The organism is Fictibacillus sp. 5RED26 (genome assembly GCF_015903895.1).
Taxonomy (GTDB): Bacteria; Bacillota; Bacilli; order Bacillales; family Fictibacillaceae; genus Fictibacillus; species Fictibacillus phosphorivorans.
The window spans coordinates 1,503,208-1,527,005 of the sequence record NZ_JACZDU010000001.1 but is presented as its reverse complement, the minus strand read 5'-3'; the positions used below and the strand labels follow the sequence as shown (position 1 = coordinate 1,527,005).

The following is a 23,798-nucleotide window of genomic DNA, read 5'->3' as shown; positions in this document are numbered from 1 at the left end:
CGTTTCAATGCTAACGATTATGAAAATTGATAAGGAGTGGATCATATCTATTCTTTTGATGAGTACGGTGAATTGTTGCCGGAAGAGAAGGACACCATCAATCAATTGACTAAAGCACCGATCGAATCACTCAATCTGCATTCTATTACAGTGGTTACAAATCTGTATCGAGCTGCTCAAGGATTGCGTAATAAGATGGAGCGAGAAGTATTAGCAAAGCATGGGTTATCTTGGACGTCATTTTCTATTCTGTATGATCTGTGGATATGGGAATCCGTTGAAACAAAAAAACTAGCATTATCCGCTGGAGTTTCAAAAGCAACCATAAGTAACATTACGAATACATTGGAAAGAAAAGAATTATGCTTTCGTAAGGTGGATAATCGCGATCGACGCATCACGTGTGTTGTTCTGACCGATAAAGGCAGAAAAGTGATGGAGGAACTGTATCCAAGGTTTCATGAAGGTGAGGTTGAAGTCGTTTCTTCCTTGTCCGTTGAAGAGCAGAAATTAATCTCAGGCTTGCTAAGAAGAGTTATTCGAGAGAACGACTTTTAAATTTAATAAAAAAATGCGATGACAGGAAACGCAGTAGCAATGATCTCCCTGTTTTAGAGAGCTGGTGGTTGGTGTGAATCAGTACAAAGATCATGTGAATTACATTTCCAAGAGCTTTCTTCGTCACTTATATTAGAAACAGACGAAGAACGGGAAAACCGTTATTTAACTTGAGTGGAAGAATATTTGTTCTTCAATTAGGGTGGTACCGCGTGTAAATTTAGACCACGTCCCTTGTGTTATAGGGATGTGGTCTTTTTATAATTTCTTGAAGATTAGGTTTTTACAATAATTAGAGGAGGAAATAAGGATGATTCCAGTTTTAGAACAACTAACAGAGCAACAGCAAAATGAAGTGAAGAGGCAAATGGCAATCTATAAGCAAGGCGTTCAGGATATAATCCCTACCGAAGAGTTAGAAACAAAAGTAGCAAAGTCCATTTTAGAGAATCGTCCACTGAAAATTAAACTTGGACTTGATCCTTCAGCACCAGATGTACATCTTGGTCACACAGTGGTGTTGAATAAGTTAAGACAGTTTCAACAAAACGGTCATGTCATTCAATTGATCATTGGAGATTTTACAGGCAAGATCGGTGACCCTACAGGAAAGTCTGTTGCGAGAAAACAATTGACAACAGAAGAAGTGGAGCACAACGCGAAAACATATTTCGAACAGTTTGGAAAAATCATAGATATGGAAAAAGTAGAGCTGCACTACAATTCTAAATGGCTTTCTAAGCTGAATTTTGAAGATGTAATAAACCTTGCTGGTAAAATTACAGTGGCAAGACTGTTGGAGCGGGATGATTTTGATGAGCGTATCTCAACAGGAAAGCCGATCTCACTGCACGAATTCTTCTACCCGCTCATGCAAGGTTACGACTCTGTTAGGTTAGACTGTGATATTGAATTAGGTGGAACGGATCAACACTTTAACATACTAATGGGAAGACACTACCAAGAGAAATTTGGAAAAGAAAAGCAGGTTGCTATGCTTATGCCCCTCTTAGAAGGTTTAGATGGCGTTGAAAAAATGTCTAAATCCAAGAGAAACTATATTGGTATTGATGAAGCTCCCAATGAAATGTACGGAAAGTCGATGTCCATTCCAGATACGCTGATGGTCAAGTACTTCGAACTCGTAACGGACTTAGACAAAGAAGAGATTGATACAATAAAGTCAGATGTTGCAACTGGGAAGCTTCACCCACGTGATGCAAAGATGCTTCTAGCTCGTACGATTGTCCGCATTTACCATGGCCAAGAAGCAGCGGAAGAGTCAGAGAAGCATTTTATCTCCGTGTTTCAACAAGGCTCTCTGCCATCTGATATTCCGGTCATTCAATGGGACGGCCCTTTAGAAATGTCAATTATAGACTTAATTGTTGAGTTGAAGATGCTTTCATCAAAAAGCGAAGCTCGTAGAATGATCCTCAACCGTGGTGTTAAAGTAGATAATGAGAAAGTGGAAGATGCAAGTTCTTGCCTCATCTTATCTGAGGGTATGGTCATTCAAGTTGGGAAGCGAAAGTTTGTCAAAATTACATTGAATAAATAAAGTAATAGATATTTTAACTTGCTTTAAAAGGAAAAAGGCGGTTATCAAAAATGGAAATCACTTGGAAAGAAGTGGCTTTTTCAAATCAAGAAAATTTGAAAGGAGCACTTACTTTGTATCACAACTCTTTTCCGATTGAGGTTCGGGAACCAGAATCGGTTTTTCTTCAAAGTCTGAAGAATGCTGAAGCGAACCGGCCAAATCATTATCGTTTTCTAGTTGGATATCTGGAAGATGAGTTAATCAGTGTTGTTACAGCTCACTATTTAGCTGACGTAAATGCAGGATTTATCGTGTATCTAGTAACAAATCCTCAAATAAGAAGTAAAGGGTTAGGAGCAAAATCTCTTCAAAAGATTGAAGAAGTTCTACAACAAGATAGTATTCATGCTGGAAATGAGTCATTAAAAGCAATCGTTCTTGAGACTGAGACGCAAGAGATGGTACACAGCTAAAAAGAAAAAGAAGACTGCGTAAAGCGAACGAACTTCTTTATGAAAAATGGCTTTTATAAAGTGGAGGATTTTCTCTATTTTCAGCCACCTATACATGATGATGGCGTAGATGTACCTCTTCATCTATTCATGAAACAGGAAACAGAACAAGAAATATCGAAATCTGAAGTAAGACGAATAGTTAAAGCTATGTATGTTGAAAAGTATCATCATGGTAATGGTATTGCAAAAGAGGTTCTAAATCGTTCATATAGCAAGATGAATTTGGAAAAACATGATTTGTTTTGTGATTGAGCAATTGATAAAACAGTTAAACACAAGGTTACTTTCTATCGAGAAGTAGCCTTGTGTTTTTTTATGAAACTATATTCAAATAGTTAAAAGTTTCAAGTGAGTTCACAACGACTCATCCTTCTAATATACATAAGAATGAGAAATCTATTTATTGTATAACCGTCGGCTCCATAACAGTTAAAGTACGATTCACCGTATTCATGTTCACATTTACACCTAGTGGGATCGCCGCTTTATAATAGCCGTGAGCACTTGTTAGATTGGTCATGAGTGGTTTGCCGAGTGGAACAAGAAATTCATCGATTACATTTTCAAATGTTACTCCATATGCAGGTTCACATTTTGTACATTCTCCTATGATGATTCCGATACAATCTTCAAATTTACCTGCGAGCTTTAAGTGGTTTAAGTATCTATAGACGGTGTTTACGGGCTCGTGAGTTTCTTCAAGAAATAATATTTTACCCTTGGTATCAATTTCATAAGGTGTTCCTAAACAATCTACGAACGATGTTAGGTTTCCACCTACAATAACTCCTGTAACGTTGCCTGCAACTTTACTTACAAGCGGAATAGTTGATGGATTCATGATCTGCCATGGTGCAGTTGTTCGGGTGATGCTATTAAAGAATTGATTGAAATTATAAGAAGGAGTACCGGACCGGAAATCCAAGAGCATCAAGCTTTGAAACGTAACGAGATCCGATAGTTGATACAGCACATTTATGAGAATGGTTATATCACTGTAACCTGAGATGATCTTCGCATTGGTTCTGATAATATTGTAATCGAGATAGGGTAGAATGCCTGCTACTCCCACACCACCTCGCGTTGGAAGAATCATTTTCACCTGATTGTTTTGAAACATCTTCATCAAATCTGAAGCACGTTGCTGTGGGGTTCCTGACAAGAAACCATTCGTCGCGTATACATAGTCTCCTACAATCACCTGAAAACCCATATTTTTTAACATTGTGATTCCTTGATTAATTATGTTCGCTTCGAGCGGGCTACCCAATGTTACAATTCCAATAGTATCGCCTTGCTTTAATTGCTGCGGTTTGATCGACATCCTAACAGCTCCTTTCGGAGAAACGAAATCCTATTCACTATTATATTGGGCATTAGCAAATCATATGAAAAAACGTCCAGAAAACACGTTCTGAACGTTTTGTTATATCGTCTATTTTTCTTTCGAATACGGTTTAGGCTGGTAAAAATAATTGGGTTTTACGATATCATTTTTGTAAGGTTTATGAAAAATGTGAGTTGTTGCAGGACTCATAGGTGGAATGAGCCACGCCCAGTTACCCGTTACATTTCGGCCACTCTCTGACTCTTTTTCTTCGAACTTTTTGAACTGTTGAGCTGCTGTATGATGATCTACAATACTAACACCATCTTCTCGGAATGAATGAAGCACTGCGATGTTTAACTCAACAAGCGCTTTATCTTTCCATAAAGAGATCGAACTTTTCGTATCTATGCCCATGCATGAAGCAATCTGTGGGAGCATATTGTAACGATCTTCATCAGCTAGATTTCTTGCACCGATCTCAGTCCCCATATACCATCCATTGAAAGGAGCTGCCGTGTAACGGAGCCCGCCAATCTCTAAAGCCATATCTGAAATGAGGGGAACACCGTACCATTTTAGTTGAAGATCTTGAAACCAATCAAATTCAGGGTGACGTATCTCTACTTCTAGCGTTGAAGACTTTGGAAGTTCAAATAACTTAGGAACGTTATCATTTACTTGAATTACAATGGGCAAGATATCAAATTTTCCGTATTTGGGTTCCCAACCGAGCTCTATGCACTTTTCAGTAAATTCAACAGATGATGGATCTCCAATAATTCCAGCTTCTGTCTGATACCCAGCATATCGAATCAATTGATGATTCCATATTCGCGCATGGTGTTTCTTAGTTTTGGGAGGAAAAATGGTTATTGTTGGCCGAATTCGTCCATGGTTAGTCGCATAGTTCATGTGCTCTACGATTGCCATAAAGATTTCTTCTTCTGTTTCAACATGTCTTTGATCGAACGTGGTCATCTGGTCCCAAAACAATCTTCCGATACATCGATTGCTGTTTCTCCACGCTACTTTTGCGCCGTAATCAATTTCAAATGCTAAGTGACTGTATGTACCTATTAACTCAATTTCTTGTGCGATTTCTGAAATTCGATCATCAATCTCAATCTGCGTTCTATTTAATTCCTGATAACAGGAAGTGATAAATTCTGTTGCTTCTTGTAAAAGATTCATTTCCAAAATAAAGCCCCCAACAAAAATAAGTGTATTATTATAATAGCCTAGTTTTCGAAGAATTACCGCTTGTAAGTGTTACAAAAATAGAACATGCAGGAGGAGAGTTGATGGGAATGAGAGCGCCTTACCAGGTTTTGGTTATTCCTTTTGTATTTAGAGAACTTGATATTGAATATGCAATTTTACAACGTTCAGATATGGGTTACTGGCAAGCGATTGCTGGTGGCGGGGAAATGGGTGAAACCCCTGAACAGTCTGCCAGGAGAGAAGCCTTTGAAGAAACAGGTCTAGGTGAAGAATGCGGGTTAATCCATTTAGATTCAAAAACTTCTTTGCCAGTAGAACACGTAGTAGGTCACTTTCTTTGGGGTGAAGAAGTGTTCGTTATACCGGAGTATTCATTTGGTTTAGAAGTCTATGATCAGAAATTGAATCTATCGAAAGAGCACACTGCCTACAAATGGGTTAGCTATGAAGAAGCTGTCTCCGCTTTAAAGTGGGATAGCAACAAAACGGCGCTATGGGAACTACATACAAGATTAAACATAATAAACAGACAAAAGGAAAATTATGTTAAACTATAAAAGTTGAAGGAGGTCATAAGAATGACTCATCCAGGTTGTTTAATATGTGAACGGATTGAGATGATCCAAAACGGAACAAATCCTTATTTTGTTGCAGAGCTTGAGACAGGTTTCGTCGTGATTGGAGATCATCAATATTTTAATGGGTATACGCTATTTCTTTCAAAACAACATAAGACAGAACTGCATTTTCTAGAGACAGATATGAAGAAGACATTCTTAAATGAGATGAGTTTAGTAGCTGAAGCGGTTTATAACGCGTTTAATGCTGAAAAATTAAACTATGAATTATTAGGAAATGGTGATTCACATCTTCACTGGCATTTGTTTCCTCGAAGAGAAAACGACTCACCTGTAAAAGGTCCTGTATGGTGGGTAGATAGAGAAGAGATGTTTGCAGATGAAATAAGACCGTCTCAAGATGAGTTGGAAGATATGAAGAACCGTTTGTATGCGGAACTAAGCAAATTGATTTCTGTGACAATTCGTTAAAGAAAGGACATGAATGCGATGAGTGATCATCCTATAATTGAAACGAACCGCTTGATCTTAAGGAAGGTAACTCTGGATGATGCGAAGGATATGTTTTCTTATCTATCGGACTCTGAAGTTGTAAAACATATGGGCCTCGAACCTTACCAAACAGTCGAGGATGTACATGGAGAAATAGAATGGTATGAATCCATCTTAGAAGCACATACAGGGATAAGGTGGGGAATCACGTTAAAAAGTTCAGATACAATCATTGGAAGCTGTGGATTTCTAAATAGGACACAAAAGCATTTTCGAACAGAAGTTGGATTTGAACTGAATAGAGAATATTGGGGTAAGGGTATTGCACAAGAAGCGTTGCAAGCTGTTGTAATACATGGATTTCAACACATGGAACTGGAAAGGATTGAAGCACTGATTGAACCTGATAATTTTCCATCACAAAAACTAGTAGAGAATATAGGTTTTGTTAAAGAAGGATTGCTCAGACATTATGAATTTACGTGTGGCAAATTTGATGATCTTCTCATCTATTCATTGCTTAAAGAAGATGAAAACCGAACATTAAACAAATTATAATTAAAAATGTTAAGTTTTATGTTGAAAACGAAACGGATTATTGTTATATTATCAAAGTAACATACATAAAAAACGAATTACTCGTATATGCTCGGTAATATGGTCTGAGTGTTTCTACCCGGTTCCCAATGAAAGAACTGGACTACGAGTTGAAGTAACAGGTTGAGTAGTTATACTTATAAAAAAATAAGTATGTCAGCCATTGATTTAGCAAATTTCCTTTGCTTATTGATACTTTGACTCTGTCGGTCTAGAGGTAGAACATATCTACATTCTCTAGGCTATTTTTATTGCGTATATACGTGTAATCCGTGACATCTGGAGGGTAAATTTACAATGAAGAAATACGGATTATTAGCAATCGCAGCAGTTTTATTTTTATCTGCATTAGCCGGGTTTAATTTTAACCAAACAGCATCCGGAAAAGGAAAAGTAAAACGTCCGATCATCATTCAAGGACCAATGCCGATTGAGGCTGAGAATTTTGCAAAGCGCTTAAAGAACGTTAAAGAAGAAACTTCTGGGAACTTTGTTTTCTATAAAGGAACACTGAATAACTATCCGGTAATTGTGGCCAAAACAGGTAAGGGCATGGAAAACACAGCAGCAGCTACTGCTATTGCAATCGAAAAATATAAACCTGCAGCTATCATCAATCAAGGTACATCTGGTGGACATGATCCAAGCTTAAACGTATTTGATATTGTATTAGGAAAAAGAACGGTAAATCTTGGGTCTTTAAAGACACCTCATAAAGAAGCGAATGAAGGGATACACCCTACATCATGGATTCCTATGGACTTGATGGCATCAGAAGGTAGTGCTGGGGAAGATCCGAATGCGGAAAAAGCACGTTTCTTTGAAGGTGATGCAAAGCTGTTAAAAGCTGCTCACGCAGTGAAAGATAAGTATACAAAAGGAAAAGTTGTAGAGGGTACGATCGGTTCTGCAGACGTTTGGAACAATGAAGTTGACCGTATCAACTGGTTCCATGAGAACTTTGGAACTTCTGTTGAAGAGATGGAAGGTGCATCAGCAGCACAAATCTCAAAAGCTTATGATGTGGCATTCCTCGGTATCCGTGTCCTTTCCAACAATAAAACCAACGGTGGCCAATACGATCCTACAACAGCAGCTGCTAATCAAGACTATGTTTATGAAGTTGTAAAAGAATATATCTCCATGAAAAAAGGTAAATAAGGATGAGGAAAACCCCGCTAAACATGCTTTAGCGGGGTTTATTTTTCTAGTATAGCCTTATTAAATTTTTTTAGGAGATGACCAAACTGTTTGCGTTCTTCCTCCGTCCAATCAACTGTAAGTACTTCAAAACGATCAAGCCGAGCTTTTTTATACTCATTAAAATCTACAGTCCCTGATTCTGTTAACTGTAGAAAGTAAGCTCGACGATCCACATGATCTGGAACTTTGTACACATATCCTTTTTTCTCAAGTGAAGCAGCTTGTCTACTGACTGTAGAGGTATCCAGCTGCAAGTTATCAGCTAGCGTCTTAACTCCAAGAGGGCCATGAACAGACAGTTGATGCAGAAGGAGATAGGCTGATCTGTCAAGATTACCGATTTTATTTTTGGATGTGATCGAAGTGACGCGCCTTACAAGCACGGCCATCTCAAGTTCGATCTTTTCAAGTATGGGATTCTTCATCGTATTTGCCACCTTTACATTCAAAACTCTACCAACATAATAACCGATTAGAACATGTTTCAACAACAGGATGTGGGTTTGACAGCAAAGTAGTTGTATTATACAATCATATAGTTGTATTATACAATAAGTTGTTTTCATAATAAAATTGAAAAGGAGATGTGAGAATGTCAACAAACACACAAAGTGTTGGCGGAGCTAAGGTTTCAGGAGTTTCACTTGATAAACAAAGTTTATTTCATCAGCCGATCTCCGTATGGGCTGTTTTTTTCGCTTGTATAACAGCTTTCATGGGGATGGGATTGGTCAATCCTGTTTTACCTTCTATCGCTGAAAATCTTCAAGCATCACCAAGTGAAGTGACGTTACTTTATACGAGTTATAATGCAGTGATGGCTTTTGCCATGCTTATAACGAGTAGCGTGTCTTCTAGACTTGGCAATAAAGGAACTCTCTTGGCAGGGGTCTTCATTATTGCGACAGTATCCGCACTAGGGGGATTTGCTGATAACATATGGACGCTAGTTGGTCTTCGTGCAGGTTGGGGATTAGGTAATGCTCTGTTTGTAGCAACTGCATTAGCTGCGATCGTATCCCTTTCAAACAGCGGTACAGCTAAGGCTATTATTTTGTATGAAGCAGCGGTTGGTTTAGGAATCTCAATCGGACCTCTACTCGGAGGTACCTTAGGTAGTATTTCGTGGAGATCGCCTTTCATAGGAGTTTCGACTCTTATGATTCTTGCATTCATGATACTGTTGGTATTGATGCCTAAACCGAATGCGCAGTTATCTGTGAAAAAGAAAAAAACACCGTTATCTGCTCCGTTTAAAGCGATGAAGCATCGTTCACTCTTAGTACTCGGAATCGTTGCGGCACTGTATAACATTGGATTTTTCACGATCATGGCTTACGCACCATTTGTTCTAGGGTTACATCCGAAGGGACTAGGTTATGTGTTCTTAGGTTGGGGAACTTTGCTAGCGATCACATCCGTATTTATGGCACCAAAGCTAGAAAGAACATTTGGAACGGTAAAATCTATGGCAATCATGCTGTTCTTATTTGTAGCTGACCTTGTAATCATGGGATTATTCACTTCGACTCAATGGGTTATCATTTCAGCGATCGTTTTTGCTGGAGCAATATTGGGGAATACGAATACCTTAATTACAACAGCTGTTATGGAAGCAGCACCTGTTGAGCGATCGACAGCATCTGCAGCATATAGCTTTTTGCGGTTTTTAGGAGCGGCGATCTCTCCTTACATGGCGGCAAAACTAGCAGAGATCTTCAATCCACATCTACCGTTTTATGTAGCTGCTGGTTTCGTGTTTTTATCAATCATCTTCATCGGTTGGAATTACAAACATCTAGCGCACGTAGATCGAATGGATACGGCGCATTAATAATTGTAGCGAAAAAGCCTGCTCCAATAGTTGGAGCAGGCTTTTATGTGTGGTGGATAAACGAATCCAGGAGTTTAAGGGATTAATCCACGAGATTTGATTCTGAATCCAAAAGTTTGTGCAATTTATCCACGAGTTTTGGTCCTAAATCCAAAAGTTTATGCAGTTTATCCTCGAGTCTACAATCCTCGACGCCGTTCGACTTTAATGGTAGTTCCCAAGCACTTACTGCTCAGTCAAAATAAGAGGACCAACAAATGAAAAAGGTACGGAGCAATCCCGAACCTTTTTTCTAATTTAATATAAAAATACCAACCAACGAGTAGACGATGACTGTTGAAAACAGGATCGTCATGTGGATTAGAGAATAGATAAAGAGCAGCTTTGCCCATTTCTCAGAATCCTTGTTTTTTTTGTAGCCATAGATGCTCAACACAAGCCAACCCACGTTCATAAGAAGAGCAACTAGCGTTAACCCTAAGCTTAACGGCAGGAACAAAAAGCTCGTTAAACTTAATAACACTAGATAGATGTTTGTTTGTGTATAGGTTCTTTTAACACCTTTTACAACAGGGAGCATCGGTATACGAGCTGCTTTATATTCGTCGTGTCGGCGAATGGCGATGGCATAAAAGTGAGGCATCTGCCAGATGACCTGAATGATGAACAGTGCGGCAATCGCGGGGTGTGCAAGCGTCCCTGTCATTGCTGCCCAACCGATAAGGGGAGGCATCGCACCTGAAATACTACCTACCTCAGTGTTATAAATCGTTCTTCGTTTCGTCCACATCGTATAAGGAACGACATAAAAGAAAAGACCTAAGAAACCTAGTAATGCCGCAAGCGGTGTGGTGAACGCAAGAGCGATAATCCCAAGCACAGCCATAATGCCAGCAAGTGTAATCGCAAATTTTGTATCGATCTCACCCGTAACTGTAGGTCTGCTCTTCGTTCTTTCCATGATTGCATCAATATCGCGGTCATATACATTATTTAACGTACCAGCAGCACCTATTACTAAAATGGTTCCGATCAATGCGAATACAACATCAAGTAACTTAGTGCCAGGATCGATATCGTACGTATATAATGCCAGCGTAAGTCCGGCAAACATAGGAACGAGGTTAGATTTAATGATTCCCGTTTTCACAGTTTGTGACAGAATCGCTGACCGTTTTTGTTTTTCTACTTTCATTGTTTTTTCCATACTATAAGACACCATCTTCACAATAATTCTCTCTCTATATTATCCATATAGTGTAACCTTAAATCCACTTCTATTAAAGCACTAAATGAATTCCCAGTTCAAATAATAGAACACCTTAAGAGACTTTACACAACGGTTTTGTGAACGTTCTGTGAGGTTTATGTGATAGAAATGTGATACAAACGCTTACGTAGCTTATAATCGCATCGTTTCATTACTTTGCTTTTTATTACCGATATATATAAAACGAAGTGAAATGAACATCAAAAGAATCGCGAGCATGCGTTCCCAAGTGAAGGGAACGGATAGTCCTCCAAAAAATCCAAAATGGTCGATAACCATACCCGCGGTAAGCTGTCCAATGACGGTTGCAATGTTAGTAGCGATGACACCAATGCGTGGTACAGCAACTACTGTTAAAAATAAGTAACCAACCCCGAACCATACGGCTGCAAGCTGCCACTTAGGCGCTTCAAAGACCTTTAAGATGTTACCTTCACCAAAGAAAAGAATAAGAATGGCTAATAGGAGTGCACCAGAGAAAAATGTTAAAAACGCAGCTTCATACGTACCGGATTTTCTGCTGAAAGCTCCATTTATTGATGATTGAGCACTAAGTAATATACCACCTATGACTGATCCTAGAAGAATTATTATGTTCATGTTGTTATCCCTTCCTTCCTAAAAAATGAGCAGCAGTGAGATGGTCATAAGCGATACTGCAATAAGTTTTTCTTTGTTAACGGAAGCCTTTGAACTCCCTAACCAGCCCTTGTGCTCGATGAGTATACTCATAGCGATCTGACCGATGATAACAGAAATCATAGCAATGCCTACACCAACAATCGGTATCGCTATGATTAAGATTGTTAGATAGATGGTACCCAGGGCACCACCAGAAAGTTCCCATTTAGGAGCTTGAAACGTATAGCTTAGAGAACCTTTACCTAAGAACAGAACGACGATTCCAAGTATAATGGCACCAACAAAAAAGTTGTAAAAGCTGCTTTCTAATTTTCCGATTGTTTTTCCAAGCTCGCCATATATCGCCCCTTCAACACTTAGCGAAACACCAGCAAGTAATGCTAAAAGATAAGTCCATATTTTCATAAACAAAACTCCTTCATATTTACATATTTAAAATTATCGATATAAAAACAAAAAAAGAAGAACCTATAATTCTTCTTTTAGATAGGTGGCTAACTCTTGTATGTTTTTTTCATTTCTCCGATAGTACGTCCATTTGCCATGACGATCTGATTCCAGCAAACCAGCTTTCTGCATCATCGATAAATACTGGGATACAGTGGATTGCGATAGATTCGCTTTTTCCTGTATATCTCCCACACAGATACCGCCTTTCTCATTAATCGTTTTTGATAGATGAGCAGTGGGTTTATCAAAGTGTTGATGTGGATCTTTGAGCCATTTCAGAATATCGAGGCGAATGTCGTTGGAAAGCGCCTTAAATACATCGATTGGATTGTTCATGTTTTATACTCTAATCGGTTTTTCTCGATATGTCAATTTGTTAACACTCCTGAAAATTGGAAAAAAATGAAACATATCGGAAATATGAATCGTATTATTAAGTAGAAACCAAATAGGAGGGAAGTAAAGATGGAATCCATTTTATCCGTTCTTGTCCTCATAACGTTGATATTCTCCATTACATACGTCATACGGCAAAGGCGTTCACAAGGAATTAAAGGTCTGAGGACAGCATTAACATCAATCTGTTTTTTCTTAATCGCGATAGTTAATCTTTTAGCCTACTGGTTTGATTTCCTTGGGATATGGAGCTGGGGAATTTCGGTTGTTCTTTTACTGTTAGGTGCTTATTTTACTAAATACTTAAGAAAAGTTGAACAAGTTTAAGTGTATTCATAATCACATTTGGAATCAAAATGTTATAACTACTAGAAAAATATTGAAATAAGGTTTAAAGTCCTAATTTTGAAGGGTATTTGTAAAAGTAGAAAAAATATCCAATTAATTGTGATATAGTGCCTATATCAATATTTAATGTAAGGCGGTGAAATTTCATGGATGCTTATTTATCATCCCTATATAGTTTGTTAAGGCTTAAAGAGGAACAGTTGGCACGCTTGATTAGATGTCAAAGTGAAATGCAACAACATCAACAAGCATTTCAGAATGACAAATACCACTGTTTAAATCCTGAATTATCTTCTGTAACTTGGACTGGGATGTTAGCAAATCAATTTGAGGATATTCGAGAAAATAGGATGTTGATAGAGTACGAAGATATGGAAAATAATCAATTTGAATCTGTTTTTAATGTAATTAGTAATAAAATAATGGATATTCAATCTGAGATTAAATCTATTCAGGATTCAATTTCTGCTGCTAAACAAACTAGTGTAAAAAGTTAACGTATTCTTAAGGAGTGATTAACTTGGGTGAAATCAGAATTAAATATAGTGATGTTGAAGAGTCTTTGTCCAAAATACAATCTGCTGTTCAATCATTTCAGCCCAATATACCTTCATCTACTGGTGAAGGTAATGTTTTAGAATGTATAGACAAATTAAATAGCTTGAATCAAATTCTTCAACAAACTTTACTGACTTATCAACAATTAACAATAAAGAATATAGAAGGTACTGATAAATCTGTAAAAATGATGCAAGAGACCGATGAGGGCTTAGTAACAACTATGATAAAAAGGTAAGGAGGATATGGAAATTAATGAAAACGCTTGATGCAGACTCCCTGTACAAAGGGGTACATGAGTTAGATTTAATTTTGTCTAGTTTTACAGATCAGTTAAGACAAATTCAATCTTCAATCAATGAACTTGTTTCTTTAGAAGATTCTTTAAAAGGAAAAGGAGGTACCTCAATTAGGGCATTCTTCCAAGATTGTCATGAGCCATTTCTTACCTTTTGTATTTCATGTTTAACGAACTACGGAAACACATTAAAGAATTTTGAAAGTGCGTTAAAATCTCTAGATGCTTCACCTAATGCATTTATCAGACAAAGTTTTTTAGAAAATGAGTTAACAAACGGCTTGCGGAAAGTGAAAGGAAATACAATTGAATTAACTCAAGATGCCAATCAAAGCATGCAAAGTGTAAGTGATATCGTCTTTCTTCCTAGGCTAAATGAATTAGAGTTTGTGAATCAAGTAGAAGAGGCTAACAGATCATCTATTCAAACAATAGAGAAATTAGTAGAGTTTGACTTAATGCAAACTAATGCTCTTAGTTCTATTGAACAACAGATACTTAAGATGAACCAATTTATTGAACAAATCCATTCAATGTTTCAAAGTGGTCAATTAAGTCTAGCTAGTTATAAACCAGGTCAATTGTGGAGCCAGAATAAAGCTAAAGTAGGGAATGGAAATTCAAAATCAAAAGAATCAAAGCTTAAAAATCCAGTAAAAGATAAAGAATTAGAGTGGTGGGAACTAGAGTATACCAATGGTGATTCAAGTACAGTTTTTGATTTATCTGCTCCTGTAAGTTCAACCGGAAATAAGTTTAGTACAGGAACTGAAGCGGTATCTTATTATAATACAGCTATAAATACTCAGGTCAAAGGGTTTGGAATTAAGAAGGACGGTGATGTATTCCGCGTTAAAAATGGTAATGTAGTAAATATTAAGGGGAAAAGGTACCATAGTAAGTGGATTGATTCGCAATTAAAAAGAGGTAACATACCAGAAATAGCTAAAAATGTAAAGCCAAGCTCTGCCCTAAAGAGTTCTGTTAGAGGAGGACTAGCCTGGGTTGGAGTAGGGATTACAACTACTGAAAATGCATATGAAAATATCCAAAATAATGAATCCACATCAAAAATAGTGGGTGATGCAGGGGTTGATGTGGGTCTGGGTGCTGTGACATTGGGGTTAGGTTCAGCAACAGCAGCATTTGTTGTAGGTACAGTTGGTGCACCTGTACTTGCAGGTGCTACTGTGGGGTTGGCAGTCTCGATTGGTGTTTCATACATTTTGGAAGGAATAAAAACCGGCAAGGGTCAAAAGAACATTTCTGACAAAATAAAGGATAAAGTACAAAAAAGTGTTAAAACGATTGCCAATTGGTTTTCGTAATTAATGATGTAAATTATAACCGGGGGTAAAAATGAAAATAGACTCAACTATTAAACGAAGAGAATTGCCAGAACATTTTAAAGAACACCTGTCTTTTACGTATCCAGGATCGATAAAATCTAGCATAGTAATAGTCACTTATATAATGTTAGATCTTTTGATAATATTGCCAATATTGTACCCCTATCACACTCTAACGGTATGGATAACTATGCCATTGTTATTTATTGTTAACATTTGGGCTTTATCTATGTTAATTAGAAAAGTTGAAAGCTTACAATTCGAATTTATCTTATTCTTAGGAACTGTTGGAGCAGTTGGTTCAATTTGTTATTTTGTTCTAATTCAAAAAACTGCTTATATAAATTTGAATATACAGTCACCGTACTTTTTAATTATATCCATAATAATGTTCTTATCTTTCCTTTATTTTCAAGTATGGTTTCATAATAAAAAATATACATCATTAAATTCCAATTTTGGGAAATTCAAAAACTTACCTTGGCATTATAAGTTGCTAGCAATTGCTCCTCCAGCAGGTTATATTATTGGACAATATTTTATGAATAAATCTCAGATGGCTATAAGTTCATTAATGATTATTGTTTATGTTATTCTCTCAACTTTTTTTACATATATGTCAGTGAAATTTATTCATAGATATTTGTTTATGAAAGCTAACATGCATTTATTAAAAACTGCCTATTTGAAAACAAAAATTAAAGAGAATCCAGGCGGAGCTAAACGAGTATGACGTAGTATTATTATTACTGAAGTTTTTAAACTTCATATATAGGAGTGATGCGATTTATGAAAAATCAAAACTTATTACCTAATGGTTCTATTGTTTTACTTATGGGAGCGAATAAGAAATTAATGATTTATGGAAGGAAGCAACTTGTAATCTCTGATGAAGAAATTGAATATGATTATATTTCTGTCCCGTATCCTGAGGGACATATAAATGAAGAACATACATATGTATTTAATCACTCTGATATTGAAAAAATAATCTTTAGAGGTTATGAGAACGAAGAAGAATTTGACTTTCAAGCGGTTTTAAATACCAGTAAAAATTAAATATTTAGAAAATCCAAAAAGGTCATTTGCTTTTCAAATGATCTTTTTACATTTTCGAATTAAACCTAAACATATAAATACTTGTGAAAACTGAAGTTTATGGAAGTGAATTATGCTCTAAAAAAGTTAAATGTCAAAAATCCAGTATACAAAGTTAGAATGGTTGGAGATGGAATTAATTACAAAGGTAGTTATTGATTTATTTGCCTCTGTAAACTCCGAAGTAATACGTAGGCTAAAGTTCATTCAGAAGTCGTTGCGTTAGCAAAAACTGCTCAAAAAAAGATGGTAAGTTCATCAATGTAAAAAATGGACATGTAGTAAATATCAAAAGGAAAGAATTATCATAATAATTGGATAGATCCTCAAGTGAAATGTGGCAATATTCTGGAGGTAGCAAAGTATGTAAATCCTAAGGGAGCAGTAAAAATTGCCATGAAAAATAGACTTGGCTGGTTGGGGACAGGAATAACAACAACACAAAATTCAAGAGAAAATATCGCGAATGGAGAGTCTAAAACCAAAATAATTGGAGATGCAGGAGTTGACGTAGGAGTGGGGGAGTGTCTTTAAGTATTGGTGTTTATGTTTCAGCTCTTATAGTAGCCTCCGGTGGAACAGCACTATTTGCTGCCGGTGCAGGTTTTATAGCAGCAAATATTTTAACTTATGTAATTGACGGAATCGAAAAGGATGGAGATTCGGCTTCAGATAAAATAAAAAAGGAGTTCAAAAAGGTATTTAAACAATAGCTAAATGTTTAAGTATGATTTTCACATATACGGAGGTTTTTATGCTAAAACTCGAAAGAGATATTAAGTTTCGTACGTTACCTGAACATTTTAAAGAGCATCTTAGCTTCTTTCCTCATTTTTTAATTAAGCAATTAATAGCGGGTTTTACTTTCGTTATGTTAGATCTATTAGTATTACTACCTATTATTTATCCAATGATAGATACAACTTTTTATTTAACAATTCCTTTTATACTTTTAATTAATATATGGGCAATTCGATTATTAATATTAAATCCTGAAAAAACAGAATTGGAAAGTATTTTATTTCTTGGAGCTATAGGAACTGTAGGATCTTATAGTGTTTTTATACTTATTCAAAAGATGAATTATTATGTTTTACAAGTTAATTCCCTCTTTTATTTGATGGCATCCATTCTACTTTATATAGTAGTTATATGTTTTTTTTCTTATATTAAAGTTAAGAAATTTTCAACTATAATAGTTTTGAAGAAGAAAAATGAACAACACTCAACATTTACCAACAGTATAATAACTATCTCAGTTCCAGCAGGTTATATGGTTGCTCAAATAGTTATAAATCAATCGTTATCAATTATGAATACTTATATGATAGTTATCTTTTCGTTGTTATTACTATTTTTCACAGATATGGCTGTTAAGTATATTCATAGATATCTGTTCATGAAATCAAACTTAAATGTGGTTAAACTGTCTAAAAAGATATAATTAGAAAAACTCACATGAAAAACATTATAGTTATTTAAATTTTGTGACAGTGTGGTGATTAATTCTGAAACTTGATGAAAAGATTAAATTTAGAAATTTACCTGATGCATTCAAAGAACATTTAAGCTTCTTTGCATCATATCAAATTAAACAAATAATAGGAGTATTTACGTTTATTGGGCTTGATTTAGTAATTATTATGCCCTTGCTTTTCCCATTTATTGAGGGAGTGTTATTTGTAACCGTCCCCTTAATTCTCCTCATTAATGTTTGGGCAATACGAGTATTAATAAAGAAACCATCCGAAACTGAATTTGAGAGTTTGCTATATTTAGGATTTTTGGGTGCTGTAGGATCATTCTGCTACTTTGTTCTCACCCAAAAAATGAGTTATTGGTTATTAAATATTGATTCCCCTTTATATTACGTCATTTCACATGTTACATATGTTTTTTTAATTTCCGTTTTCATTTATCAAAAAAATAAAAAGTTCTCCTCCATTCATTTAGAGGTTAAAAAGAATAAATACAGTTTGATTTGGAATAAAGTACTAACTTGGTCAGTACCAAGTGGATATATAATTGTTCATATTCTATTAAACCAATCATCTGTCTTGCTTCATACGTATATGATAATTATGTACTCAGGGCTTATAATATTCTTTACAGATATGTCAGTGAAATTTTTCCATAGATACGTATTTATGAAGTCAAATATACATTTAGTTAAACTGTCGAAGTCAAAAGCTGCAAAATTAAATGAAAAAAATTGAATAAAATATTTCATTTATTTAATTTATAAAATTATCAGTAGAGTGGGATAGTTTTGATAGATTTAATAAAAAGATAAGTTAATGAAAATAAAAAGCCTTTTACCTAACGGCTCAATAGTGTTACTCACAGGCGGAAATAAAAAATTAATGATTTACGGCAGAAAACAACTAGTTGTTGATGAACAAGAAGTAAAATATGATTATATTTCGGTTCCTTATCCTGAGGGACACATCTATGAAGAACATACATATTTTTTTATCATTCAGATATTGAAGATATTATTTTTAGAGGATATCAGAACAAAGAGGAACAAGAATTTCAATCAGTATTAAACTCAGTAAATTAATAGTTGATAATACTAGAATTTGTTCATTTAAGTATTTGAATGATCTATTATTATTTATTTGAGAATTATTTCTTTGTGAAAACCTGCATTGGTTTAGTGAAAATAAACGAAAGGTGACCTAATTAATGAGAAAACATATGGGCATCGCATCTATACTAATCCTCTTAACCACCTTACTTATTTTACAATTCGTCATTGAGAACCGATTAAGTGAAATTGGTTTTATCATCCTTTTAGTCGGGGTACTTTTAGCATTTATAACAGCTTTCATTAGTACGAAAGGTTTCTGGCGTTCAACTGCATTCAGCGGTATCGGTTTGTTCTTTATTATCTTTATTTTTGGAGTTTTATCTTTCATCGGAGTCATATAACCCTTCTTTTATATCGTGTTATAAGATATAATCTTAATAAACGATGTAAAAAGAGGTGCTTATCTTGTTTAGTTCGTCAAAGTTAAATCAATATTGGACAGACATCTATTTCCATTTACATTATCCACATGGTGAGAAAATAACTCATCAAATGGTACGGATTCTACAATTGATTGATAAAAAAGAGAGGGTAGTTGTAAATGATGTAGCGACTCATCTCGATATCTCTCACAATACGGCGTCTGAGCATGTAAAGCGGATGATTCAGAAAAACTATATAGAAAAGAAACGTGATCAGGAGGATGAAAGAAAAGTCATTCTTCGGTTAACCGATTTTGGCACAAACGTACTTCATGAAAACACGAGTCTTGATGAAGAAAAGTTGAATCATATTTTTAGTAATATGGATGAAGTTGAAAAGGAGTTAATCTCAAAGGCATTCAAACTCCTAAGTGAGCGTGCAAAATCATGTATGTAGTTATGAAAATTTTAATTTCTGCAGGAGTTATAGCAACTGTTACCGAAATTGCTAGAAGGTTTCCTAGTTTTGGTGGGGTGGTGGCTGCTCTTCCACTTGTCAGTTTGTTAAGCATCATTTGGCTTTATGTACAAGGAGAGCCAACCAAAACGTTAAGTAAATTCGCTCTTGGCGTTCTATGGGGATTTCCGGCGACTGCCGTTTTATTAGTGATTGTATATATTTCATTAAAGCACTCATTATCATTAATCACCTGTTTAGGTTTAGGTATAAGCGGTTGGTTTCTATGTATTTTGCTTCAAGAGGTAGCAATAAAATTAATAAAAACGATAATCTGAATACCAGACATTTAATTCTGTAAAGAGGTGAAAGTATGCAAAATACAAATCTCCCCACAAAATTAGGAAAACCCGCTGAAAGAGCTTTAGCCTCTGCAGGCATATCTTCAATCGAGCAACTTACAGATTGGAGGGAATCAGATCTTAAGAAATTACACGGAATAGGTCCGAAAGCGATGGGACAACTTCTTGCTGCACTGCATGAAAGAGGACTGTCTTTTAAGAAATAACACAGTGTTTTTTATACATAAAAAGGAGAACGCTTACATGTTAGATCAGACTACACTTGTAAAAGCAACAATTAGCGATGCAGTACTGTTAACTGCCATTATGAAAAAAACGTTTGATGGCGAAGCAGAAAAATGGCTTACGCATCTAGATACCATCGACTTCAATATACAGCCACCAGGATACACATCTGTTGAAATGACTAAATATATGATTAGAGAATTAGAATATTTCAAAGTAATGTACGATGGTTTTCTTGTTGGAGGAATCATAGCCACCATCTCAGGAAAGTCATACGGCAGGATTGATCGAATTTTTATTGATCCAGATTACCAAGGTAAAGGGATTGGTTCTTTAGTTATAAATTTAATTGAAAAAGAATTTCCTTATGTAAGAGCTTGGGATCTTGAGACGTCGAGTAGACAGCTGAATAACCATTACTTTTATAAAAAGATGGGGTATGTTGTGACCTTTGAAGGTGAAGAAGAGTTTTGTTTTGTAAAACATATTAAGCAGCCGTTTCAACATGAGAGTATGATGAAAAATCAAACCTTATCTCATCATCAATATGAAAACTCTGATCTAAGTCATTCTGAATATTACCAAGTTACGATGGAACGTTGTTCGATAAGCAACAGTAACGTAAGTCAAATACATATGAGCAATTGCAATCAAAGTCGTTCAAAGTTTCAAAATATTAACTATAGAAATACGATGTTTGCCGATTTGAATTTATCTGATAGTGAATTCATTTACGTGACGTTAAGTGGTGCCCAATTCATAGATACAAATCTTGGGGACAAAGGGAATCCTCTTCTATTTAACAGGTGCGATCTTACTGGGTCCAAACTAGTAAATTGTGATCTTAAACATGTTGAAATTGAAAAATGTGATATTACCGGTATGAAGATAGATAACATTCCTGTAGAAGATTTGCTTCACTTGTACTATCAATCTAGTAAACATTAAGAACTTCATGAAAAAAAGAAAGGCGATGAAGAAATGATTCAGCAACTAAACGGTCAAGAAATTGAAATTAGAGGCAAAAAGTTATATGTAGAACGTTACGGTACCGATGATAAACCAGCTATCCTTTATCTTCACGGAGGTCCTGGGGAAGGATGTCATGATTTTTCCTTTCATCAAGCTGAAAGATTAGGAAAGCATTTCAATCTAATTCTAATAGACCAAAGAGGAGTTTGTCGTTCTGAAAACATAGAAAAGAATGAACCCTTTGGTTTTCAAGATTTAATCGATGACTGTGAAGCTCTTCGAGAACTTTTACATATAAAAAAGTGGTCACTTATTGGTCATTCATTTGGTGGATTTTTAGCTCTAGCTTATGTTCGGCAACATCCTGAATCTATAGAAAAAGTGATTTTCGAGGGACCAACTTTTGATTTTGAACTAACATCGAGAAGTCTTATCAGAAAAACTGCTCATTTACTAAAAAAGTATGGCAAACACGAACTATACGAGAAAGGTTTGTTACTTGCTGAGGGGAATCATACCATTCGTAAATTTACAGAAGAATATATGAAGTTGAGTGATGAGTTAGGTGAGAACCGTATGGAGATCTATCGGCATAATCATAATAACCCAACGGATTATTATTCATTTTTTTCTGAGGAAGAATGGGACGAATTCTATGACCGTTCAGAGCACCACTACAATTTGTTAAGAGAAGAAGGCAAGATTTTTGATTCATTGTTAGATGACATAAAGTTTGTTGAAAATCCGATGTTGTTACTTGTTGGAAAATATGATGCTTGTACGTGTGATAAACATTTTGAGGTGTTCGAGCGAGATGCTATTAACGGAGAAATATTAATCTTTGAAGAAAGTGGTCACACACCTCATTACGAGGATTCAGAAAAGTTTAAGCAAGTTGTCATAGATTATCTGCAATCTTAGGATTAGAAAGACCAGGTTTCGTAGCTGGTCTTTCTTTTAAATTTAACGGCCTTTTTAAAATACGTCTTTTAAGCTGTTTTGAAGAAGAGGTGTTTTTCATTCGTTTGTGTAACTAGAGAATAAACATTTAACATATAGAGGTGAAGAGATGAAACTCGTATTATTATTTGGCCCGCAAGCGGTTGGGAAGATGACTGTTGGACATGAGTTAGAGAAGGTTACAAAATTAAAGCTCTTCCATAATCACATGACGATCGATCTTGTTACACCGTTTTTTGAATATGGTTCTGATGAGGGAAGAAGACTGGTGAAATTGTTTCGTTCAGAGATTTTTCAAACATATGCGAAGAGTGATCAGTATGGAATGATATTTACATATGTATGGGCGTTTAATTATAAGGAAGATTGGGAGTTTGTTGAAGGTGTGTGCCAGGTGTTTGAGAAGGAAGGAGCAGAGATCTATTTTGTCGAACTTGAATCTGATCTAGAGACAAGACTTAAGAGAAACACGACTTCTCATCGTCTTGAACATAAACCTTCCAAACGAGATCTAACCTGGTCAGAAACTGATGTAAGAACATCAATGGAAATGTATCGATTAAACTCTTATGAAGGCGAGTTGAAAAAGAAAAATTATCTGCGTATTAACAATACAGATTTAAGTGCGGATGATGTGGCCAATCTTATCTGTCATACTTTTAACCTATAATAATACAAGTAGAGACATCTCAAATGAGTTGTCTCTTCTTTTTTTTGAACTATCAGCGAATGTAGCTCATTACAAAATTTTCTTGGAAAAAGAGTGGAAAAACAATCACGAATGTTATATAGTGTGTATATAGATATAAACACTATAACAGTTACAAAAAGGTGGATGATGTTTATGAACCGGTGGCAACAAGCATTTCGGCTATCAAAATTTGAATTAATGCATTCAAAGAAAAGTATTTTCTTTTTACTTTTTTTATTAGCGCCATATTCGTTTTTCTTGACGATGTCTATTGGTTCTTACTTAGAAGAACACTTTATGCTTTATGATATTTTCTTTTTACTTACTTTTGGTGTTGCAGCCATATGGGCTAAACCAAAGGAATATCAATACCAAAAACTTTCTGACAATATGTGGGCACAACCTTTTACAGTATTTCTTAACCAACTTCCTATTCCAAGAGAGATTGTGGTAAGAAGCCGATTTATTATTTATTTTATTTACTCACTTCCGTTCCATCTAGCAGTATTAGTGATCATGTATAGCTTTGCTCCTGAATTGCGACAAACGTTACCGCCTCTTGAGTTTATAGCATTTTCACTCATCTGGCTTAGCTTTGGGATCTGTTATGGAAGTGTATATCCGGCGAGTGATTCGGGAGATAAAGTCACGAACGTGAAGATGGCGTTTTACGCAGTCGTTTTATTGGGAAGCTTCTCGTTAATATTATTTGCTGTTCCTTATCTCTCGAGTTACGGATTAGTTGGACTCACCATTGTGCTTGCAAGCAAATGGCCCATTGTTTCATCTGTGATATCCGTCATCGCAGCTGGTGCAAGTGTTGCATTTTGGATGAGATATATGAAAAATCACATGAATAAATTGGATTATTTTCAGTAAAGAAGGGAGGAAGCTAC

33 protein-coding genes, 1 pseudogene, 1 riboswitch and 1 other annotated feature are annotated in these 23,798 nt (G+C 35.8%); of the genes and pseudogenes, 27 read left to right on the top strand and 7 right to left on the bottom strand.

Translation table 11 applies throughout. From position 1 onward, the window contains the following. Positions 1 to 45 precede the first annotated feature (45 nt). The 4 genes from IHV10_RS07970 to IHV10_RS07955 all read left to right on the top strand — a co-directional run bounded on the left by IHV10_RS07970 (position 46) and on the right by IHV10_RS07955 (position 2,868). Positions 46 to 558, top strand: a complete 513-nt coding sequence (locus IHV10_RS07970; RefSeq protein ID WP_370568667.1) for a MarR family transcriptional regulator — start codon at positions 46 to 48, stop codon at positions 556 to 558. Between the two features lie 9 nt (positions 559 to 567). Continuing rightward, positions 568 to 796, top strand: a binding site (T-box leader). A gap of 72 nt (positions 797 to 868) precedes the next feature. Next, positions 869 to 2,119: a tyrosine--tRNA ligase gene (gene tyrS, locus IHV10_RS07965; RefSeq protein WP_197128067.1), complete on the top strand. Its 1,251-nt coding sequence runs from the start codon at positions 869 to 871 to the stop codon at positions 2,117 to 2,119. 50 nt (positions 2,120 to 2,169) lie between these two features. Further along, complete coding sequence (locus IHV10_RS07960; RefSeq protein WP_197128066.1) at positions 2,170 to 2,574, top strand: GNAT family N-acetyltransferase; 405 nt, start codon at positions 2,170 to 2,172, stop codon at positions 2,572 to 2,574. A 39-nt stretch (positions 2,575 to 2,613) separates the two neighbouring features. Then, positions 2,614 to 2,868, top strand: a complete 255-nt coding sequence (locus IHV10_RS07955; protein WP_197128065.1) for a hypothetical protein — start codon at positions 2,614 to 2,616, stop codon at positions 2,866 to 2,868. Between the two features lie 148 nt (positions 2,869 to 3,016). On the opposite strand, the gene IHV10_RS07950 is transcribed toward IHV10_RS07955, so the two are convergent. Beyond that, entirely contained in the window at positions 3,017 to 3,940 is a 924-nt protein-coding gene (locus IHV10_RS07950; RefSeq protein WP_197128064.1) for a S66 peptidase family protein, read from the bottom strand. Positions 3,941 to 4,051: 111 nt separating this feature from the next. Then, positions 4,052 to 5,137, bottom strand: a complete 1,086-nt coding sequence (locus IHV10_RS07945) for a nitric oxide synthase oxygenase (RefSeq protein ID WP_197128248.1) — start codon at positions 5,135 to 5,137, stop codon at positions 4,052 to 4,054. 116 nt (positions 5,138 to 5,253) lie between these two features. On the opposite strand from IHV10_RS07945, the gene IHV10_RS07940 reads away from it, so the two are divergent. From IHV10_RS07940 to IHV10_RS07925, 4 genes are all read left to right on the top strand, one after another. Beyond that, complete coding sequence (locus IHV10_RS07940) at positions 5,254 to 5,724, top strand: NUDIX hydrolase (protein WP_197128247.1); 471 nt, start codon at positions 5,254 to 5,256, stop codon at positions 5,722 to 5,724. A 21-nt stretch (positions 5,725 to 5,745) separates the two neighbouring features. Further along, positions 5,746 to 6,216 (top strand): HIT family protein, encoded by a 471-nt coding sequence (locus tag IHV10_RS07935; protein ID WP_197128063.1) that lies wholly within the window; start codon positions 5,746 to 5,748, stop codon positions 6,214 to 6,216. A gap of 18 nt (positions 6,217 to 6,234) precedes the next feature. Further along, complete coding sequence (locus IHV10_RS07930; RefSeq protein ID WP_197128062.1) at positions 6,235 to 6,795, top strand: GNAT family N-acetyltransferase; 561 nt, start codon at positions 6,235 to 6,237, stop codon at positions 6,793 to 6,795. Between the two features lie 61 nt (positions 6,796 to 6,856). After that, positions 6,857 to 6,960, top strand: a riboswitch (purine riboswitch). A gap of 171 nt (positions 6,961 to 7,131) precedes the next feature. Continuing rightward, positions 7,132 to 7,995 carry a 5'-methylthioadenosine/S-adenosylhomocysteine nucleosidase gene (locus IHV10_RS07925; protein WP_197128061.1) on the top strand — a complete coding sequence of 288 codons (864 nt, stop codon included), beginning with the start codon at positions 7,132 to 7,134 and terminating at the stop codon, positions 7,993 to 7,995. Between the two features lie 38 nt (positions 7,996 to 8,033). Here IHV10_RS07925 and IHV10_RS07920 read toward each other — a convergent pair whose 3' ends face one another. Further along, complete coding sequence (locus IHV10_RS07920) at positions 8,034 to 8,462, bottom strand: MarR family winged helix-turn-helix transcriptional regulator (RefSeq protein WP_197128060.1); 429 nt, start codon at positions 8,460 to 8,462, stop codon at positions 8,034 to 8,036. Positions 8,463 to 8,629: 167 nt separating this feature from the next. On the opposite strand from IHV10_RS07920, the gene IHV10_RS07915 reads away from it, so the two are divergent. Next, entirely contained in the window at positions 8,630 to 9,871 is a 1,242-nt protein-coding gene (locus IHV10_RS07915; protein ID WP_197128059.1) for an MFS transporter, read from the top strand. 292 nt (positions 9,872 to 10,163) lie between these two features. Here the strand turns inward: IHV10_RS07915 and cyoE are convergent, their stop codons facing one another. The 4 genes from cyoE to IHV10_RS07895 all read right to left on the bottom strand — a co-directional run bounded on the left by cyoE (position 10,164) and on the right by IHV10_RS07895 (position 12,569). Beyond that, positions 10,164 to 11,078: a heme o synthase gene (gene cyoE, locus IHV10_RS07910; RefSeq protein WP_197128058.1), complete on the bottom strand. Its 915-nt coding sequence runs from the start codon at positions 11,076 to 11,078 to the stop codon at positions 10,164 to 10,166. Positions 11,079 to 11,273: 195 nt separating this feature from the next. After that, a complete protein-coding gene (locus IHV10_RS07905; protein ID WP_197128057.1) occupies positions 11,274 to 11,741 on the bottom strand; it encodes a DMT family transporter in 468 nt (155 codons plus the stop codon). Between the two features lie 18 nt (positions 11,742 to 11,759). Continuing rightward, a complete protein-coding gene (locus IHV10_RS07900) occupies positions 11,760 to 12,188 on the bottom strand; it encodes a DMT family transporter (RefSeq protein ID WP_197128056.1) in 429 nt (142 codons plus the stop codon). Positions 12,189 to 12,251: 63 nt separating this feature from the next. Continuing rightward, positions 12,252 to 12,569 carry an ArsR/SmtB family transcription factor gene (locus IHV10_RS07895; protein ID WP_197128055.1) on the bottom strand — a complete coding sequence of 106 codons (318 nt, stop codon included), beginning with the start codon at positions 12,567 to 12,569 and terminating at the stop codon, positions 12,252 to 12,254. A gap of 129 nt (positions 12,570 to 12,698) precedes the next feature. Between IHV10_RS07895 and IHV10_RS07890 the strand changes: the two genes are divergently transcribed. From IHV10_RS07890 to IHV10_RS07805, 18 genes and pseudogenes are all read left to right on the top strand, one after another. Continuing rightward, on the top strand, positions 12,699 to 12,956 hold the full coding sequence (locus tag IHV10_RS07890; protein ID WP_197128054.1) for a hypothetical protein: 258 nt from the start codon (positions 12,699 to 12,701) through the stop codon (positions 12,954 to 12,956). Positions 12,957 to 13,123: 167 nt separating this feature from the next. After that, positions 13,124 to 13,474 (top strand): YwqH-like family protein, encoded by a 351-nt coding sequence (locus IHV10_RS07885; RefSeq protein WP_197128053.1) that lies wholly within the window; start codon positions 13,124 to 13,126, stop codon positions 13,472 to 13,474. A gap of 23 nt (positions 13,475 to 13,497) precedes the next feature. Continuing rightward, positions 13,498 to 13,773 (top strand): YwqI/YxiC family protein, encoded by a 276-nt coding sequence (locus IHV10_RS07880; RefSeq protein ID WP_197128052.1) that lies wholly within the window; start codon positions 13,498 to 13,500, stop codon positions 13,771 to 13,773. 17 nt (positions 13,774 to 13,790) lie between these two features. Continuing rightward, positions 13,791 to 15,161 carry an LXG domain-containing protein gene (locus tag IHV10_RS07875; RefSeq protein WP_197128051.1) on the top strand — a complete coding sequence of 457 codons (1,371 nt, stop codon included), beginning with the start codon at positions 13,791 to 13,793 and terminating at the stop codon, positions 15,159 to 15,161. Between the two features lie 31 nt (positions 15,162 to 15,192). After that, positions 15,193 to 15,915 (top strand): hypothetical protein, encoded by a 723-nt coding sequence (locus IHV10_RS07870; protein WP_197128050.1) that lies wholly within the window; start codon positions 15,193 to 15,195, stop codon positions 15,913 to 15,915. A gap of 47 nt (positions 15,916 to 15,962) precedes the next feature. Continuing rightward, positions 15,963 to 16,241 carry a DUF4176 domain-containing protein gene (locus IHV10_RS07865; RefSeq protein WP_197128049.1) on the top strand — a complete coding sequence of 93 codons (279 nt, stop codon included), beginning with the start codon at positions 15,963 to 15,965 and terminating at the stop codon, positions 16,239 to 16,241. A gap of 369 nt (positions 16,242 to 16,610) precedes the next feature. Beyond that, entirely contained in the window at positions 16,611 to 16,814 is a 204-nt protein-coding gene (locus IHV10_RS07860) for a hypothetical protein (protein WP_197128048.1), read from the top strand. Continuing rightward, complete coding sequence (locus IHV10_RS07855; protein ID WP_197128047.1) at positions 16,805 to 16,993, top strand: hypothetical protein; 189 nt, start codon at positions 16,805 to 16,807, stop codon at positions 16,991 to 16,993. Before IHV10_RS07860 ends, IHV10_RS07855 begins: the two co-directional genes overlap by 10 nt. Before the next feature lie 41 nt (positions 16,994 to 17,034). Further along, entirely contained in the window at positions 17,035 to 17,724 is a 690-nt protein-coding gene (locus tag IHV10_RS07850) for a hypothetical protein (protein WP_197128046.1), read from the top strand. Between the two features lie 853 nt (positions 17,725 to 18,577). Next, positions 18,578 to 18,843 (top strand): annotated as a pseudogene (locus IHV10_RS07845) (DUF4176 domain-containing protein). Between the two features lie 125 nt (positions 18,844 to 18,968). Further along, positions 18,969 to 19,214, top strand: coding sequence for a hypothetical protein (locus IHV10_RS07840; RefSeq protein WP_197128045.1), 246 nt, complete (start codon positions 18,969 to 18,971; stop codon positions 19,212 to 19,214). 61 nt (positions 19,215 to 19,275) lie between these two features. Beyond that, a complete protein-coding gene (locus IHV10_RS07835; RefSeq protein WP_370568955.1) occupies positions 19,276 to 19,692 on the top strand; it encodes a MarR family winged helix-turn-helix transcriptional regulator in 417 nt (138 codons plus the stop codon). Then, a complete protein-coding gene (locus tag IHV10_RS07830) occupies positions 19,683 to 20,030 on the top strand; it encodes a DUF3147 family protein (RefSeq protein ID WP_197128044.1) in 348 nt (115 codons plus the stop codon). The genes IHV10_RS07835 and IHV10_RS07830 overlap by 10 nt, the downstream gene beginning before the upstream one ends. Before the next feature lie 35 nt (positions 20,031 to 20,065). Next, positions 20,066 to 20,260, top strand: a complete 195-nt coding sequence (locus IHV10_RS07825) for a helix-hairpin-helix domain-containing protein (protein ID WP_197128043.1) — start codon at positions 20,066 to 20,068, stop codon at positions 20,258 to 20,260. Positions 20,261 to 20,297: 37 nt separating this feature from the next. After that, positions 20,298 to 21,227: a GNAT family N-acetyltransferase gene (locus IHV10_RS07820; RefSeq protein WP_197128042.1), complete on the top strand. Its 930-nt coding sequence runs from the start codon at positions 20,298 to 20,300 to the stop codon at positions 21,225 to 21,227. Positions 21,228 to 21,260: 33 nt separating this feature from the next. After that, entirely contained in the window at positions 21,261 to 22,172 is a 912-nt protein-coding gene (locus IHV10_RS07815; RefSeq protein WP_197128041.1) for an alpha/beta fold hydrolase, read from the top strand. A 148-nt stretch (positions 22,173 to 22,320) separates the two neighbouring features. Continuing rightward, positions 22,321 to 22,881, top strand: a complete 561-nt coding sequence (locus IHV10_RS07810) for an AAA family ATPase (RefSeq protein ID WP_197128040.1) — start codon at positions 22,321 to 22,323, stop codon at positions 22,879 to 22,881. Between the two features lie 174 nt (positions 22,882 to 23,055). Further along, positions 23,056 to 23,781 (top strand): hypothetical protein, encoded by a 726-nt coding sequence (locus IHV10_RS07805; RefSeq protein ID WP_197128039.1) that lies wholly within the window; start codon positions 23,056 to 23,058, stop codon positions 23,779 to 23,781. The last annotated feature ends 17 nt before the right edge of the window (positions 23,782 to 23,798 follow it).

What these genes read in the sequence shown, in the direction of transcription:
- tyrS (WP_197128067.1), top strand. Translation starts at nt 869, where the DNA reads ATGATTCCAGTTTTAGAACAACTAACAGAGCAACAGCAAAATGAAGTG.
- IHV10_RS07960 (WP_197128066.1), top strand. Translation starts at nt 2,170, where the DNA reads ATGGAAATCACTTGGAAAGAAGTGGCTTTTTCAAATCAAGAAAATTTG.
- IHV10_RS07955 (WP_197128065.1), top strand. Translation starts at nt 2,614, where the DNA reads ATGAAAAATGGCTTTTATAAAGTGGAGGATTTTCTCTATTTTCAGCCA.
- IHV10_RS07950 (WP_197128064.1), bottom strand. Translation starts at nt 3,940, where the DNA reads ATGTCGATCAAACCGCAGCAATTAAAGCAAGGCGATACTATTGGAATT.
- IHV10_RS07945 (WP_197128248.1), bottom strand. Translation starts at nt 5,137, where the DNA reads ATGAATCTTTTACAAGAAGCAACAGAATTTATCACTTCCTGTTATCAG.
- IHV10_RS07940 (WP_197128247.1), top strand. Translation starts at nt 5,254, where the DNA reads ATGAGAGCGCCTTACCAGGTTTTGGTTATTCCTTTTGTATTTAGAGAA.
- IHV10_RS07935 (WP_197128063.1), top strand. Translation starts at nt 5,746, where the DNA reads ATGACTCATCCAGGTTGTTTAATATGTGAACGGATTGAGATGATCCAA.
- IHV10_RS07930 (WP_197128062.1), top strand. Translation starts at nt 6,235, where the DNA reads ATGAGTGATCATCCTATAATTGAAACGAACCGCTTGATCTTAAGGAAG.
- IHV10_RS07925 (WP_197128061.1), top strand. Translation starts at nt 7,132, where the DNA reads ATGAAGAAATACGGATTATTAGCAATCGCAGCAGTTTTATTTTTATCT.
- IHV10_RS07920 (WP_197128060.1), bottom strand. Translation starts at nt 8,462, where the DNA reads ATGAAGAATCCCATACTTGAAAAGATCGAACTTGAGATGGCCGTGCTT.
- IHV10_RS07915 (WP_197128059.1), top strand. Translation starts at nt 8,630, where the DNA reads ATGTCAACAAACACACAAAGTGTTGGCGGAGCTAAGGTTTCAGGAGTT.
- cyoE (WP_197128058.1), bottom strand. Translation starts at nt 11,078, where the DNA reads ATGGAAAAAACAATGAAAGTAGAAAAACAAAAACGGTCAGCGATTCTG.
- IHV10_RS07905 (WP_197128057.1), bottom strand. Translation starts at nt 11,741, where the DNA reads ATGAACATAATAATTCTTCTAGGATCAGTCATAGGTGGTATATTACTT.
- IHV10_RS07900 (WP_197128056.1), bottom strand. Translation starts at nt 12,188, where the DNA reads ATGAAAATATGGACTTATCTTTTAGCATTACTTGCTGGTGTTTCGCTA.
- IHV10_RS07895 (WP_197128055.1), bottom strand. Translation starts at nt 12,569, where the DNA reads ATGAACAATCCAATCGATGTATTTAAGGCGCTTTCCAACGACATTCGC.
- IHV10_RS07890 (WP_197128054.1), top strand. Translation starts at nt 12,699, where the DNA reads ATGGAATCCATTTTATCCGTTCTTGTCCTCATAACGTTGATATTCTCC.
- IHV10_RS07885 (WP_197128053.1), top strand. Translation starts at nt 13,124, where the DNA reads ATGGATGCTTATTTATCATCCCTATATAGTTTGTTAAGGCTTAAAGAG.
- IHV10_RS07875 (WP_197128051.1), top strand. Translation starts at nt 13,791, where the DNA reads ATGAAAACGCTTGATGCAGACTCCCTGTACAAAGGGGTACATGAGTTA.
- IHV10_RS07870 (WP_197128050.1), top strand. Translation starts at nt 15,193, where the DNA reads ATGAAAATAGACTCAACTATTAAACGAAGAGAATTGCCAGAACATTTT.
- IHV10_RS07865 (WP_197128049.1), top strand. Translation starts at nt 15,963, where the DNA reads ATGCGATTTATGAAAAATCAAAACTTATTACCTAATGGTTCTATTGTT.
- IHV10_RS07850 (WP_197128046.1), top strand. Translation starts at nt 17,035, where the DNA reads ATGCTAAAACTCGAAAGAGATATTAAGTTTCGTACGTTACCTGAACAT.
- IHV10_RS07840 (WP_197128045.1), top strand. Translation starts at nt 18,969, where the DNA reads ATGAGAAAACATATGGGCATCGCATCTATACTAATCCTCTTAACCACC.
- IHV10_RS07830 (WP_197128044.1), top strand. Translation starts at nt 19,683, where the DNA reads ATGTATGTAGTTATGAAAATTTTAATTTCTGCAGGAGTTATAGCAACT.
- IHV10_RS07825 (WP_197128043.1), top strand. Translation starts at nt 20,066, where the DNA reads ATGCAAAATACAAATCTCCCCACAAAATTAGGAAAACCCGCTGAAAGA.
- IHV10_RS07820 (WP_197128042.1), top strand. Translation starts at nt 20,298, where the DNA reads ATGTTAGATCAGACTACACTTGTAAAAGCAACAATTAGCGATGCAGTA.
- IHV10_RS07815 (WP_197128041.1), top strand. Translation starts at nt 21,261, where the DNA reads ATGATTCAGCAACTAAACGGTCAAGAAATTGAAATTAGAGGCAAAAAG.
- IHV10_RS07810 (WP_197128040.1), top strand. Translation starts at nt 22,321, where the DNA reads ATGAAACTCGTATTATTATTTGGCCCGCAAGCGGTTGGGAAGATGACT.
- IHV10_RS07805 (WP_197128039.1), top strand. Translation starts at nt 23,056, where the DNA reads ATGAACCGGTGGCAACAAGCATTTCGGCTATCAAAATTTGAATTAATG.